The organism is Halobacillus sp. Cin3 (assembly GCF_947311855.1).
Classification (GTDB): Bacteria; Bacillota; Bacilli; order Bacillales; family Halobacillaceae; genus Halobacillus; species Halobacillus kuroshimensis.
In genome coordinates this window covers 1-13,002 of record NZ_CAMZMV010000008.1, presented here as the reverse complement: position 1 = coordinate 13,002, position 13,002 = coordinate 1, and the positions used below count along the sequence as shown (strand labels likewise).

Genomic DNA, 13,002 nt, shown 5'->3' with positions numbered 1-13,002 from the left:
TATGTGCGTTATTCAGCTGATTCTTCCTCAGATTCTTCTTCAGAACCCTCTTCAGAATCTTCGCCTTCCATTTCAGAGGAATCCTCTGAGCCTGTATCACCGGATTCCTGCTCTTCTGTCTGCTCTTCCTCTGTGTTGCCTTCTTCTTCACTTTCTCCGCCGCATGCCGCCAGTGTTAAAACAGAAACCATACCTAAAGCCAGTAACCATTTCTTCAACATCACTAAACTCCCCTTTCAAAATTGAGGTACGTCCACAAGATACCTCCTCATTGTTAAGATAAATTGAATAACTTGTTATATTATGGTAAATTCTGATAATTTAAAAAGATTTAGTTCATTGGTTGGATGACTTTAGGAGGGATTTATTTCCTGAGGAGTGGAGGGAGGGATTCAATGATTTGGGACATCCTACAACTATGAAGATGTAGGAGGTGCCGCTTTGAATAACAAAGTCAGCGGCTGGTGTCTCGTCAGTATGGCTTCCATACCTCTTGTGATGACGCTTGGCAATTCCATGTTGATTCCTGTACTTCCGATTTTTGAAAAGAAGGTAGGCATTACGTCTTTCCAGTCCAGTACGATCATTACCAGCTATTCCATTGCTGCTATTATTCTCATCCCTATTGCCGGATATTTATCGGACCGCTTCGGGAGGAAGATGATCATCCTGCCCAGTCTCGTGCTGGCTTTTATCGGGGGATTGATTGCTGGTTTTGCATCCTGGAAGCTGGAGGAGCCGTTTCTATGGATCACCATCGGTCGTGTCCTTCAAGGAATGGGAGCGGCGGGAGCGACGCCTATTATCCTTCCGCTCGTGGGGGATTTGTACAAGGATGATGATGCAAAGGCAAGCTCATGCCTGGGGATTATTGAAACATCCAATACGTTCGGGAAAGTGCTCAGTCCCATTTTGGGAGCAGCCTTTGCAGCCGTCTTATGGTTTTTACCATTTTTCTCAATCTCTTTTTTCAGCCTCATCTCGATTGTTTTAGTCTTTTTCTTTATTCAGGTACCAAAAGGCGGAGAGGAAAAACCACGGCCTTTTAAGCAGTTTCTTCAAAAAACGAAAGAAATTTTTAAGCGGGAGGGGGCATGGTTGTATCCTGTTTTTCTTATTGGTGCCTATGCCATGCTCGTTTTATTTGCCGTTTTGTTTTTTATGTCGGATATGCTGGAGAAGGTCCACGATATTAAAGGAATAAAAAAAGGGTTTGTGCTCGCCGTTCCTTTATTTACCTTATGTATGTCTGCTTTCATCACGGGGAGAAAGATTAAGGGAGATACTGACGTAATGAAAAAAGTGCTCCTTTTTTCTCTGCTGACGGCCGCTGGTAGTGTCGTATTTACAGGCTATATGCATGAGCGGCTGATATGGCTGCTTGTCGTAACAAGTATCCTCGGAACGTCTATCGGAGCGATGCTGCCTACGCTGGATGCTTTGATTACAGAAGGTATTGAGAAGGAGGAAAGGGGGACCATCACCTCGTTTTACAGCTCTTCAAGGTTTATTGGAGTAGCCGCAGGTCCTCCGCTGATGTCTCTTTTGATGAAAGAATATATGAATGTCAGCTATTTGGCGGCAGGGGCAGCAGGGGCTTTGTTGTTTATCATCGTATGGAAGCTTGTTCAGCCTGACAACCAAAAAACAGCATAAACCAGACGGTCGAAAGTGTTCGCGGCCGTCTTTTTTCAATAGAGATCATCCGGCCCCGCCCTTAAAAGCCGTCCTTCCTGGAAGGATGAAAAAAGCCTGCAGGAAAACATGAGGTTTTCTCTGCAGGCTGAAGGGTTTCAGCAGTATTCGTTGTAGGCCTTCGTCAGATTCGCTGTAATTTCCTCGACCTCGTAATCTTCGATGTCTTCTCTTGGAATGAAGTGGACGACCTGTCCGTCTTTCAATAAAGCCATGGAAGGAGAGGAGGGTTCGTACCCTTCGAAGTAATCACGCATACGCGCAGTCGCCTCGCGGTCCTGTCCGGCAAATACTGTAACAAGGTGTTCAGGTGCCTTTTCGTTGTTCAATGATTCTCTTGCAGATGGGCGTGCCAGTCCGGCAGCACAGCCGCAGACGGAATTGACGACAACGAGGGATGTTCCCTTCGTTTCGCCGATGAATGTATCGACTTCTTCCGGTGTTGTTAATTCAGTAAAGCCGGCGTTCGTTAATTCATCACGCATCGGCTGGGAGATTTCTTTCATATACTGCTCATATGGGTTCATGGGGTGGACCTCCTATTGTTGTTTTTGCTGAGTGGCCTGTGTCATCTGATGCCACACAGATCCTTTGGCTTCTTCTCCGCCTTTAATTCTTTCTACAGCCATATTCACCTGCAGGCGTACTTCGAATTCCGGGTCATCCGCCGCTTTTCTTAAGGCAGGCAGAGCAGATTCATCTCCGAGTTCGTAAAGGAACATGGCTGCACGCCAGCGGACAAGCTTGTTGGAATCACTTAGAGATTCCATCATCTTGGGCATCGCTTCCTTGAAGCCCAGATCGGATAAACAGTCGCCGGCTGTACGCCGGACAGTGACTGTCTTATCATTCAATGCTTTATACAAATAAGGAAGGGTTTCCAGCTCTTCGATCATGCCGAGATAAGCAGTCGCAAGCCTGCGGATCGACGCTTTCCCGTCATCAAGGGCTTTATCGAGAATCCGGTAATCCTCAGCCGTCGGATCCATTTGATCCAGAGCGGCGTACCGGACCTTCCAATCGTCATGATCCAGAGTCTCCAAGGTAATGGAGGATTGTTTTTCCTGATTATCTTCGACAGGAATCTCCTCATCAAACGCTTGTTTAACGAGCGTTTCCAGTCGGTTTTGATCATAGCTTGCGGAAATCTCTTCTTTTACCTGTTCCCCGATTTCCTGGACATCACCGTAACGCGGGCTCTGCTCGACCCACTTTCGTTCCATAATCATGTTTGGAGAGGCAGGAGAGGCTTTCATAGCCGCTTCCATAAAACGCTCAGGAAGTCCCACACGCGTCTCCTCGTCCCCTTCTTCGAGTTTCACCTGCATCGGAAGTCCTTTGAACATTTGGATGAAGACGCGTACTTCGCCGAAATGCTCGTCCGGCTGAACAGGTTCTGCCGTCTGTTCTGCAGCTTCTGCCTCGCCGAAGACTTCACGTACTTGGGGAAGAATGGCTTCCCAGGACACACGGGCGTTTCTCTCGAGGGCTATGAAGTCCGTCACATGATAGGCTCCCTTGACGCCTTCCACAGCAAAGAGCTGCTGAATGAAATCTGGCGACTGTTCGTGGTCGTCCCCTTTTTTGTAGTTATGTGTTTCGCCGTCCGGGAGTGTCTCACTTAAGTTAATCTTCATCGAGTTCGGACTGGGTGTTGGTTCAATCGAAACAATTCTCATTCAACATTCCCCCTAAACGTTCCTTATTTTTTCATTTTACCAAAGATAAGCAGCAGCATCCAAAAATCTTCCTTCTGTCCATTCAGGCATTTGGATGAAGGTGGTAAAACGAAAAATGAAACCATTTGTGAAAAAGAGACGTATGTATATTGGAGAATAAGAAAAAGGAGGGGAAAGAAATGTCGGAAGCAGTCATGCAGCTGAAGAATGTTAAGAAAACCATCGGCAGGAAAGAAATCATCAAAGGATTGGATTTTGATATCCATGCTGGAGAGGTTTTCGGTTTTCTTGGTCCGAACGGGGCTGGAAAAACAACAACGATCCGTATGATGGTCGGATTGATTGAGATGACCGAAGGCGATGTTGTGATTAAGGGGCACAGCATCAGCAGAGAATTCAAGCAGGCGGTCCGCCACGTGGGTGCCATCGTTGAAAATCCGGAGATGTATCCGTTTCTAAGTGGATGGAAAAATCTCGTTCACTACGCAAGAATGATGCCGGGGATTACAGAAGAGAGGATTCATGAGGTGGTCAGACTTGTCGGCCTCGAAAATCGGATCAAGGAAAAGGCGGGGAAGTATTCCCTCGGCATGAGACAGCGCCTCGGTATTGCCCAGGCCCTTCTCCATAATCCATCCGTATTGATTCTCGACGAGCCGACCAATGGACTGGATCCATCGGGTATCAGGGAAATCCGTGCCTACATTAGAAAGCTTGCCGAAGAAGAAGGAGTGGCCGTCATCGTATCCAGTCACATCCTTTCCGAGATGGAAATGATGTGTGACCGTATTGGTGTGATTAAAAATGGCGAGCTCATTTCCATCCAGATGGTTCATGAAGCACAACAGAGTGAGGATGTCGAAGTCGTATTCACGGCATCACCGGTGGATCAGAGTGCCGCAGCCTTGAAGGAGTTGACGGGTAAAGACGTAGAAGCCGGGGAAGAGACATTGACCGTACAGATGACAAAAGAAGCGATCCCTGACGTCGTTTCCGGGCTCGTTCAAAAAGGGATCCGGATTTATGGAGTGAATATCCACCGCTCCACACTCGAGGATAAATTCTTAGATTTGATTGGAGAGGGAGCCATTGAGTAATTTTTTTCAATTAGTCAAAAATGAATGGATGAAGCTGCTCCACCAGAAATCCACCTGGATCATGATGGTGATCCTGGCTGTGCTGGTTATAGGGGCGGGGATCCTTTTTAAAGTGGATGCAGCCTTTACGAACGGCGACGTGCCAAGCGGGGATAACTGGAAGCAGGAATTGCAGGAGCAGAACGAACAATTGATGGCGGACCCCACAGCAGAAGTAGAATATCCGAACTATGGGAATATGGAGGAGAACCAGTATCGGATTGATAACGACCTTGCACCGACAGCATATAACGGCTGGGACTTCGTTAGAGATAATCTGGGACTCTCCGCACTTGTCGGCTTGTTTGCTATTATTGCAGGTGCGGGTATTGTAGCAAATGAATTTCGCTGGGGAACCATCAAGCTGTTATTGATCCGGCCGATTACTCGTTTGAAAATTCTATTGTCCAAATACGTTACGGTCCTTACATACGCGCTGGCTATGAAGGTGTTTTTGTATGTGTTCTCGTTGATTACAGGCGCTGCTCTGTTCGGTCTTGAAGGTTTTTCAGAAACTTACGTCTATCAACAGAATGGTGACTATCAAAATACAGGAATATTTACTTTTTCATTGTTGAAATATGGCTTGAGCTTTATAGAATTAACCATTATGACGACCTTTGCATTCATGATTGCTGCTATATTCCGGAACACCTCTCTTGCTATCGGTTTAAGCATTTTCTTAATGATGGCTGGAAGTTCCATCATTTTCTTCCTTATTGAAAAGGAATGGGCGAAATTTATTCTTTTCGCTAATACGAACTTGAACCAGTTTTTCGAAGGATCACCAATCATTCCCGATCTGACTCTTGGGTTTTCTATAACGGTTTTAGCGGTATATTATATAGTATTCCTGCTATTATCCTGGGTATTTTTCACGAAGCGCGACGTCGCTGGATCATAATTAAAGGAGGAATTGGATATGAAACGAACAGCAGAAATTGTACTTACAGTGATCGGTATTGTCTTGTTTGGACTGCCTATTATTTTAAGCGGGATTCTTCTGAATACAAAGGATAACCCGCAAGTGCGTCAGGAATTAGAGAGCTTTATGAATTCTCCGGAAATGCAGATGGAAGGTCAAATGAACATTAATCAGATCGTAGACGCCATGGGATCTTTTGCAATGTTTGTCCTCATCGCTTCCCTGATTGCGATTGGCTTGGGAATACTGGCAATCGTCTTCCTTAAAGGGGATAAAAAGCCGAAAGCCGCAGGTATCATTCTGATCATTACCGCTGTCATCTTCACCTTTGCCACCTTCGGCATGGGTCTTTTCGGAGCGGCAGCCTTCCTGATTGCAGGGATCGTCGCACTTGTTCGTAAGAAGAAATCAACCGTAGAAGATGGAGGCACAATCGATTATTAAGGAAAAAGCACAGCCGCGGCTGTGCTTTTTTTAATCCATATAGCGGTTCTGCTCGTCCACTTCTGCAGCCTGACGGTCATATACACGCCCGTACTGGGGTTGGAATCCGCTCCCCCCACAGATCCTGCACGTGTACCGCCATGCCTCATCGTCCATTAATAATCCATCGCCATTACAGGCGAGGCACAATTTGTCCTGTGTCATCACTCAGATTCATCCTTCCCTTATCCTGATTCCCTGCTCTTACTTTTTCACAGGGAGAATTTGTTATGCAGGGATTATGTTTTTTCAGAAAGGGGAATGCAGTAATCATTGGAGGGATGAGTCATGAGCAGGGAAGAGGATTACGTGGAAGAACAGGAAGAGCATGAAGAGATAAAAAACGGAAAAAAAATAGACCGGCCCGGCCGGCAGTTTTATATTCCATCCCAGATCGTCGACGAATTCGGGGAAAAAGGAAGGGATCACTTAAATAAACCGTTCAGGGCCCAGTTTCTGCTCGCTTTGACAGCGGGTTCCTTTATGACCTTCGGGGCGGTGTTTTCCATCCTTCTTGCTGTTGGGGTGGAGACGAAAGGACTTTACCATCTGCTATCCGGCCTCGGATTCGCCGCTGGGTATTCGATGGTGTTCATTTCGGGAGCGGTTTTGTTTACAGAAGTCAACGTTCTTCTGCCCTCATACTTATTTAACAAGCAGGGATTGATGAGCAGGAATATCTATAAATTCTGGCTGTCCTCTTATGTAGGGAATATTCTTGGTGCCTTTATGGTAGCTGTACTCATTTATATGTCCGGTTCTTTATCCAGCACGTTCAATACTGAACTATCCATGTATCTGGATCACAAAATGAAATTTCTTGATCATGGATGGAAAGGTTGGTTCCAGATTCTGATTTCCGGTGTGCTGGCTAACTGGCTGATTGGTATGGCGGCGTTCCTGACAACGGCAGCCCGTGATATTACAGGAAAAATCCTGGGGACGATGCTTCCGGTTATCCTGTTTGTTGCTGGTAACTTCCAGCACAGTGCAGCAAATATGGGCTATTTCAGCATGGGTTTTTTAGTTTCAGATCAATACACATGGTATGAATATATCCTTCTTAATCTGCTTCCCGCCAGTATCGGGAACTTGATTGGAGGAGGAATTCTCGTTTCCCTGCTGTTTTCCTACGCCTATAAGGAAGATATCCAGACTACACTCGGCAGAACCAATGGTTCAAAGAAGAAATAAGAGAAAACCCCCGCAGGGAGCGGGGATTCAGCTTGCGGAGAAACCCCTGTTTCTCCGCAAGCTTTTTTCTTGTTGTCAGGAGCACCGCTCCTTGAAAGTACCTTGCGAGCCGCGTCAGGCATCCACCGATAAGTAGAACGTGCCCCTTCACACGACCAACTCTACCTAGATGACACGGAATTTTCCCCGTGGAGGCATCGATGTTTGCAGGCGGTTGGTAATCATGCTTTTAGAAACAAGTCGCTATTCTCATTCAAATAGCAGCACCTCAAGATCTTTGTTGTAGGAATGCACCAGCATAGCCTGCAGCTGGCCGCGGTGATGGTACATATGAGCAACGATCTGGACGAGCCATTCATACCGGGTGTAGCGTACGTCCCACCAGGAGGTCGTCTCTTCCTGAAGTTCTTCCTCTGTATAATATTCAAACTGGGCTTTCAACTGGGCGAAATTATGAAAAAGGTGATCAAGAATTTCCTCTTTCGTTTTCATGTTGACCGTTTCATAGAACCTCTCCATCTTTTCTTTCGAGGCCCCCTCTGTTATGTATCCGTCGGCCGCCGGAATAGTGGCCATATGGGCCAGCAGTTCGCCGATGGAGTATTTTCCTCTGGTCGGTCGTAACTGCATATCTTCTTCTGTCAGCTGACCAATAATTTCAGAAAGGGAGGCGATGACTACTTCCAACTGATGAAACGCACTTTGGCAATACATATTCATAAGAACACAACCTCATTTGTAATGGTATTTCATGTTTTACTTCTGCGGATTCTGTCTGAATTCCTTTTTGAGGTGAAAAACTACATAGAACGACGAAATATGAGTTTTTTCCGCCCCCTGTTTTGTATAAAAAAGAATTGACTCTCACGCTGCGTGAGCGCTTATGGTTAAAGAGGAGGTGATGATCGATGTACAAAGTGAAGGAAATGGCGGAACTTGCCGGAACCAGTATCCGGACGCTCCATCATTATGATGAGATCGGCCTGCTCACGCCAAAATGGACAAACGAGAAAGGCTATCGATTTTATGGAGAGGAGGAAGTGAAAAAACTTCAGCAGATTCTTTTTTTCAAAGAGATGGACTTCCCGCTTGCCAGGATTCAGCAGATCATTGAAAATCCGAACTTCAACGAAGAGGAAGCCCTCTCCCAGCATAGAACGGTGCTCATGAAGAAAAAAGAACGGCTGGAGAAGCTGATTTCTTCTGTCGATCAATCCCTTCAGTCCCTGCAAGGAGGAAAAGTGATGACACATGAAGACAGGTTCAAGCCCTTTAACAAAGAGGAGATCGAAAAGCACCAGCAACAGTATGCTGAAGAGGTAGAGGAGCGGTGGGGGCATACGGATGCCTACAAAGAGTCGAAGAGAAGAACAGATCAGTATAAAGACGAGGATTGGAAAAAAATCCAGGAAGAAAGCATGGCTATTGACCGGAGCCTCTCGGCGAGAATGAAGGATGGACCTGGTGATTCAGAGGTGCAGCGGTTGATTGGTGAAAAGCGCAGGCATATAACCGATCATTTTTACCCGTGCACCTTGGAAATATTCAGGGGACTGGGAAGCATGTATGTGCAGGACCCGCGATTCAAGAAAAATCTGGAGCAGTGGGGAGAAGGGTATGCCGCTTTTCTTCATGAAGCCATTGACATCTATTGTGACCGAGTTTCCTCGTGAAAAAGATGGAGGCCGCCCATATGGGCCGCCTCCATCTTTTTTTACCGCGGACGGCAGATCAGTCCGTTATGAACCTTGATATATCCGTGCCTGAGGATGTCGAAGCCGTTCTCATACATATATAACCCCATCTGTTCAACGGTCATCAGTTCTCTGTAAGTATGATTCATCACATCTGCCATCACATGGTAATACAAGCGGGACCGGAGCTGGTTCCTCGGAGTTGTAAGAACAGCATAGCCATTGTCCTTCAAAAAACGCCTGTGCCAATCTACTACTTCCTGTTTATACTCATCAGGGAAATGCTCCAGCAGACCAACCGATAGTACGATGTCGAATTCTTTAACGTAAGGAAGGTTCCGGATATCGTCGACCACATATTCAATGTTCAAGTCATCCTTGTAGACGATTTTATCCTGTCCTGTTCTGGGGTTGTGTCCGAGAAAAGGATAGCTTTCCGGAAACTCAGCAAAACGTGTCGTTTTGCAGTATTCATCGTAATCAACCATGACAATTTCTGCGCCGGGGTACATGGCAGCGAGCTGCATGGCTTCATACCCTTCCGCAGCTCCGAGAAAAAGAATACGGGGGCGGTGGACGAGCAGTCCCTGGAACAGGGATCTTTTTCCCCGTGGATCCCAAATGCCGTCCTGGATTCGGTGCACGTAATTCCATAAGTGCAGTCGTACAAGGTTTCCGAGCGTCTGATTTACTTCAGACGGTTGGAACGAACGAAGACTGCTCAGGAATTCCTGTTTGGTCCGGTCTTTTTCCTTGGGCACATCTTTCATGAACCACTCATGAAAGGCTCTGTTGAAATAGGTCCATGAGGTGTGAGGATCCATCGCTTTTTCGTTGGATTGTTCCCATTCCTTCCGTTCCTTGGCGTATCTCTTTACCTCGAAAGGTTTTCCGACGTCTTTCCAGGACAACAGTGACCAGTCGGACACAGTATTGACGCGGACGAACTTGTTGTATTCCTTTTCCGAATACTTCCTGAGGTCGACTCGATACTGGGGGAGGACAACTGTATTTCCGACATCCTCTTCACGGTAAGGTTTGGATGACCGGTTTTCGAGTACGGCTTCCTTCATCAACGATCCCACCTTTTCCTTTATTAGGTACACTATACTTATTTTTGTAAACGTTTACAACATTTCACTTCATTATATGGGAATCCTTCTTTCTTCTATATATTACAGACAGGTAAAGTGCTTGTAATGTGTGAAACGTATTTGTTGCTCTCTTGTTATTGGAATCCTCGCTGTACATGTTAGAGTAGGTCTTGTGATTTTAAAGCAGCGCTTAGCCGAGAGCTGAGCGAGACGGTTTACCAAGGAGGAAATTGAATCATGATGAAAAAAACTATCGTTTCTTTGGCGGCGGTCGCATCGGTTTCGGCAGTAACAGCAACAGCGGTAAGTGCAGAAGAAGTAACAGTGAATAAAGGAGACACACTTTGGGGCATTGCTCAAAACCATAATGTGTCCGTGCAAGATATAAAGGATAACAACGGATTAAACTCTAACTTAATTTTCCCGAATCAGACGCTGACCGTAAACGGAGACAACAATAATGGACAGGCTTCCTCATCCAGCGATGTCCACAAAGTCGTTTCCGGCGACACACTATTCAGTATCGGTCAAGACAACGGCGTGAGTGTAGAACAGCTTCAAGCCTGGAACAACATTGATTCTCATCTAATCTACCCTGGCGAAGAGCTTTCTCTTCAAGGCTCGGCTGTAGAAACATCTACAGAGCAGAGCGCCCCTGAAAGCCATTCAGCTGATCAAGAGGCAGAAGCTGAACAGACATCAGCAAATCCTGCCGGTGGTGACGAAGCCGTTAAAACAATGACAATGGAAGCGACAGCTTATACAGCGTTTTGTGAAGGCTGCTCCGGTACGACAGCAACTGGTATTGACCTTAGAGCCAATCCGGACCAGAAAGTCATTGCCGTGGACCCTGACGTCATTCCACTAGGTACAGAAGTTTATGTTGAAGGTTATGGCAAGGCTGTAGCCGGCGATACAGGTGGCGCGATCCAAGGGAACCGCATTGACGTTTATATGGAAGACCGTTCTGACGCGCTAGATTTCGGACGTAAGTCTGTAGAAGTAAAAGTTTATGAATAATATAGAAGAAAGACGGCCCTGATCCGGGGCCGTCTTTTTTTACAAATGCTTGAAAAATGCTCTCTATTTAACGAAAATACGTTTAAAAATCAAACACAGCGGAAACCGTTGAGTAAGGATGATTCCCGATATAAAAGGATGTAATAGAAAAAATGCTATAAAACATAAATTTTGCTTGCATTAACGTCGTTTTACTAATAATATCAAGAGGAATCATTTCATATCCTAAAAAGAAAAGGAGGACACCACGATGACTCTGCTCTATTCAAAAGCCCGTGAGTTGTTCGATCAGGACTACAAAAACAGCCCTGAAGGTCAAGCACAGGAAAAAGGTAAAGGGGTAAAACGCACACGGAGTGGAAAGGTTCTTTTCTCTTTCCGTAAGCAGAATAACAAACGTAAATAACTTTAGACGTGGTGAAGCCAGCTATGAGAAGAAATATGAAACGAATAAACATGGCCGACTATTTGAAGAATAGAGTCCCATGGATCAGCGCTTATTTGACGGAATCAGTCAATAGGCGCTGATTTTTTTATGCAAAGGTTTAGGTTGTCCTCGTTGCGGTAATGGTTTAGTCACAAGGAGGCGGACAAGGATGACCATTTTTTCTAAAGAAGCTCTGAAGGGTGAACATATCATCGTAACGGGAGCAACAGGTGGAATTGGATATGAAGCAGCGAAGGAAATTGTTCGTGCAGGAGGTCATGTGACCATTACCGGCCGGAACGAGGAAAAGCTTTCTTCATTAAGAGAGGATTGCGCAAGCATTAATGGGGCGGCTCAGATTTATGTAAGTGTAGCAGACCTGAATAAGACGGAGGACCGAAAGAAAATTGTCCACGATGCAGCACAGGCCATCGGGCCGGTTACCGGAGTTGTCAACTCTGCTGGAATCATCGGCGGCGGACCGCTGGAAGACCTCACAGAGGAGGAGATGCGGAAGGTCATGGAGTTGAACTATTTTTCCACGGTTCTTTTCACTCAGGAAGCTTTTCAAATGATGAAGGCGAACGGGAAAGGTTCGATTGTTAATTTGTCTTCACTTTCTGGTCTGCGTGGAACGCACAGCAATACAGCCTACAGCGCCTCGAAGTTCGCAATCACCGGCTTTACACAGTCTTTTGCGTTTGAGGCCATTGAACATGGAATCCGCGTAAATGCGGTCTGTCCGGGGTACGTGGATACAGCAATGGGGCAGGAAGCCATCCGTTCTAAAGGAGAGAGGGAAGGAAGAAGCTACGAGGAGCAGCGGACACTTGCTGAAGAGGGCATCCCGTCTGGGAGATTAAGCAGCCCGGAAGAAGTCGCACGTTCAATCGTTTACTTACTCTCTTCTGCTTCAGAAAACATTATTGGAGAATCATTGAAAGTTTCAGGAGGTACAGTCATGAGATGAGGAACGGTTTCCCACTCTTTTGTTTTCCAAAGACTCAAACAGGGAAAAGATAAGTATCCACCAACTTTATATGGAGAGGAGTGATTTCGATGGGACGGTTGATTCGAAAAGTAGCCAAGTATGGACCCATTGTCTATCCATTGATTAAGAAGTTTATGAGAAAAAGAAAAGGAAGATATTAAAACGTGCTGATACCAGCGCGTTTTTTTATGGGCAGAACACCTTGTTTACGGTACTCTCCCTGCTAATCTTAAAAAATATGAAAATAGCACTTGTGTAATATGGAGCATCCATGGTATATTATTAAACGTCGCATTGAGAGCGACTCAACGGAAAGAAAGACGCCGTAAAAAACACAAAATTAGTTGTTGACTTCAATAACTATGCGTGGTAAATTAGTATTTGTCGCCGAAAACGACAGCCAAACACTTTCTCAACTTAATGAAAAAAGTTGTTGACAAGAAAAACAGCACATGTTAAGATGATTGAGTCGCTGTTTTCAAACGGCCGACAACATTTGATCTTTGAAAACTGAACGAACCAACCAGTACGTCAAAACATTTCTTCTTTAATGAAGAAATTTGAAACAAAGCACATTCGGTGTGCAAATGAGCAAGTCAAACTACTTTTATGGAGAGTTTGATCCTGGCTCAGGACGAACGCTGGCGGCGTGCCTAATACATGC

General features: G+C 45.7%; 15 protein-coding genes and 1 rRNA gene. 10 read left to right on the top strand and 6 right to left on the bottom strand.

The window, feature by feature from the left end:
• Nucleotides 1-8 precede the first annotated feature (8 nt).
• Nucleotides 9-221: a hypothetical protein gene (locus QMA39_RS17935; protein ID WP_035531002.1), complete on the bottom strand. Its 213-nt coding sequence runs from the start codon at nucleotides 219-221 to the stop codon at nucleotides 9-11.
• Nucleotides 222-477: 256 nt separating this feature from the next.
• Here QMA39_RS17935 and QMA39_RS17930 point away from each other — a divergent pair, with 256 nt between their 5' ends.
• The gene (locus QMA39_RS17930; RefSeq protein WP_206936230.1) at nucleotides 478-1,656 is read left to right on the top strand and encodes an MFS transporter; all 1,179 of its coding nucleotides are present in this window, start codon (nucleotides 478-480) and stop codon (nucleotides 1,654-1,656) included.
• 137 nt (nucleotides 1,657-1,793) lie between these two features.
• On the opposite strand, the gene QMA39_RS17925 is transcribed toward QMA39_RS17930, so the two are convergent.
• Nucleotides 1,794-2,222, bottom strand: coding sequence for a BrxA/BrxB family bacilliredoxin (locus tag QMA39_RS17925; protein ID WP_027953252.1), 429 nt, complete (start codon nucleotides 2,220-2,222; stop codon nucleotides 1,794-1,796).
• Between the two features lie 12 nt (nucleotides 2,223-2,234).
• On the bottom strand, nucleotides 2,235-3,374 hold the full coding sequence (locus QMA39_RS17920; protein ID WP_206936149.1) for a conserved virulence factor C family protein: 1,140 nt from the start codon (nucleotides 3,372-3,374) through the stop codon (nucleotides 2,235-2,237).
• Between the two features lie 179 nt (nucleotides 3,375-3,553).
• On the opposite strand from QMA39_RS17920, the gene QMA39_RS17915 reads away from it, so the two are divergent.
• From QMA39_RS17915 to QMA39_RS17905, 3 genes are read left to right on the top strand one after another with little or no spacing between them, the layout of a single operon-like run.
• Entirely contained in the window at nucleotides 3,554-4,471 is a 918-nt protein-coding gene (locus QMA39_RS17915; protein ID WP_027953250.1) for an ABC transporter ATP-binding protein, read from the top strand.
• Nucleotides 4,464-5,414: an ABC transporter permease subunit gene (locus tag QMA39_RS17910; protein ID WP_206936147.1), complete on the top strand. Its 951-nt coding sequence runs from the start codon at nucleotides 4,464-4,466 to the stop codon at nucleotides 5,412-5,414. Before QMA39_RS17915 ends, QMA39_RS17910 begins: the two co-directional genes overlap by 8 nt.
• Nucleotides 5,415-5,432: 18 nt before the next feature.
• A complete protein-coding gene (locus tag QMA39_RS17905; protein ID WP_027953248.1) occupies nucleotides 5,433-5,879 on the top strand; it encodes a DUF4064 domain-containing protein in 447 nt (148 codons plus the stop codon).
• A gap of 30 nt (nucleotides 5,880-5,909) precedes the next feature.
• Here QMA39_RS17905 and QMA39_RS17900 read toward each other — a convergent pair whose 3' ends face one another.
• Nucleotides 5,910-6,086 carry a hypothetical protein gene (locus QMA39_RS17900; protein ID WP_156896413.1) on the bottom strand — a complete coding sequence of 59 codons (177 nt, stop codon included), beginning with the start codon at nucleotides 6,084-6,086 and terminating at the stop codon, nucleotides 5,910-5,912.
• A 120-nt stretch (nucleotides 6,087-6,206) separates the two neighbouring features.
• Between QMA39_RS17900 and QMA39_RS17895 the strand changes: the two genes are divergently transcribed.
• Nucleotides 6,207-7,112, top strand: coding sequence for a formate/nitrite transporter family protein (locus QMA39_RS17895; RefSeq protein ID WP_027953247.1), 906 nt, complete (start codon nucleotides 6,207-6,209; stop codon nucleotides 7,110-7,112).
• Nucleotides 7,113-7,361: 249 nt separating this feature from the next.
• Here QMA39_RS17895 and QMA39_RS17890 read toward each other — a convergent pair whose 3' ends face one another.
• Entirely contained in the window at nucleotides 7,362-7,832 is a 471-nt protein-coding gene (locus QMA39_RS17890; RefSeq protein WP_027953246.1) for a DinB family protein, read from the bottom strand.
• Nucleotides 7,833-8,020: 188 nt separating this feature from the next.
• On the opposite strand from QMA39_RS17890, the gene QMA39_RS17885 reads away from it, so the two are divergent.
• On the top strand, nucleotides 8,021-8,785 hold the full coding sequence (locus QMA39_RS17885; RefSeq protein ID WP_027953245.1) for a MerR family transcriptional regulator: 765 nt from the start codon (nucleotides 8,021-8,023) through the stop codon (nucleotides 8,783-8,785).
• A gap of 41 nt (nucleotides 8,786-8,826) precedes the next feature.
• On the opposite strand, the gene QMA39_RS17880 is transcribed toward QMA39_RS17885, so the two are convergent.
• Complete coding sequence (locus QMA39_RS17880) at nucleotides 8,827-9,879, bottom strand: class I SAM-dependent methyltransferase (protein WP_281659470.1); 1,053 nt, start codon at nucleotides 9,877-9,879, stop codon at nucleotides 8,827-8,829.
• A gap of 261 nt (nucleotides 9,880-10,140) precedes the next feature.
• Between QMA39_RS17880 and QMA39_RS17875 the strand changes: the two genes are divergently transcribed.
• From QMA39_RS17875 to QMA39_RS17860, 4 genes are all read left to right on the top strand, one after another.
• Nucleotides 10,141-10,920, top strand: a complete 780-nt coding sequence (locus QMA39_RS17875) for a LysM peptidoglycan-binding and 3D domain-containing protein (RefSeq protein ID WP_281659508.1) — start codon at nucleotides 10,141-10,143, stop codon at nucleotides 10,918-10,920.
• Between the two features lie 250 nt (nucleotides 10,921-11,170).
• On the top strand, nucleotides 11,171-11,326 hold the full coding sequence (locus QMA39_RS17870) for a hypothetical protein (RefSeq protein WP_169516172.1): 156 nt from the start codon (nucleotides 11,171-11,173) through the stop codon (nucleotides 11,324-11,326).
• Nucleotides 11,327-11,516: 190 nt separating this feature from the next.
• Nucleotides 11,517-12,317: an SDR family oxidoreductase gene (locus QMA39_RS17865; protein WP_281659469.1), complete on the top strand. Its 801-nt coding sequence runs from the start codon at nucleotides 11,517-11,519 to the stop codon at nucleotides 12,315-12,317.
• Nucleotides 12,318-12,944: 627 nt separating this feature from the next.
• A 16S ribosomal RNA gene (locus QMA39_RS17860) occupies nucleotides 12,945-13,002 on the top strand; the annotation flags it as partial.

What these genes read in the sequence shown, in the direction of transcription:
- QMA39_RS17935 (WP_035531002.1), bottom strand. Translation starts at nt 221, where the DNA reads ATGTTGAAGAAATGGTTACTGGCTTTAGGTATGGTTTCTGTTTTAACA.
- QMA39_RS17930 (WP_206936230.1), top strand. Translation starts at nt 478, where the DNA reads ATGGCTTCCATACCTCTTGTGATGACGCTTGGCAATTCCATGTTGATT.
- QMA39_RS17925 (WP_027953252.1), bottom strand. Translation starts at nt 2,222, where the DNA reads ATGAACCCATATGAGCAGTATATGAAAGAAATCTCCCAGCCGATGCGT.
- QMA39_RS17920 (WP_206936149.1), bottom strand. Translation starts at nt 3,374, where the DNA reads ATGAGAATTGTTTCGATTGAACCAACACCCAGTCCGAACTCGATGAAG.
- QMA39_RS17915 (WP_027953250.1), top strand. Translation starts at nt 3,554, where the DNA reads ATGTCGGAAGCAGTCATGCAGCTGAAGAATGTTAAGAAAACCATCGGC.
- QMA39_RS17905 (WP_027953248.1), top strand. Translation starts at nt 5,433, where the DNA reads ATGAAACGAACAGCAGAAATTGTACTTACAGTGATCGGTATTGTCTTG.
- QMA39_RS17895 (WP_027953247.1), top strand. Translation starts at nt 6,207, where the DNA reads ATGAGCAGGGAAGAGGATTACGTGGAAGAACAGGAAGAGCATGAAGAG.
- QMA39_RS17890 (WP_027953246.1), bottom strand. Translation starts at nt 7,832, where the DNA reads ATGAATATGTATTGCCAAAGTGCGTTTCATCAGTTGGAAGTAGTCATC.
- QMA39_RS17885 (WP_027953245.1), top strand. Translation starts at nt 8,021, where the DNA reads ATGTACAAAGTGAAGGAAATGGCGGAACTTGCCGGAACCAGTATCCGG.
- QMA39_RS17880 (WP_281659470.1), bottom strand. Translation starts at nt 9,879, where the DNA reads ATGAAGGAAGCCGTACTCGAAAACCGGTCATCCAAACCTTACCGTGAA.
- QMA39_RS17875 (WP_281659508.1), top strand. Translation starts at nt 10,141, where the DNA reads ATGAAAAAAACTATCGTTTCTTTGGCGGCGGTCGCATCGGTTTCGGCA.
- QMA39_RS17870 (WP_169516172.1), top strand. Translation starts at nt 11,171, where the DNA reads ATGACTCTGCTCTATTCAAAAGCCCGTGAGTTGTTCGATCAGGACTAC.
- QMA39_RS17865 (WP_281659469.1), top strand. Translation starts at nt 11,517, where the DNA reads ATGACCATTTTTTCTAAAGAAGCTCTGAAGGGTGAACATATCATCGTA.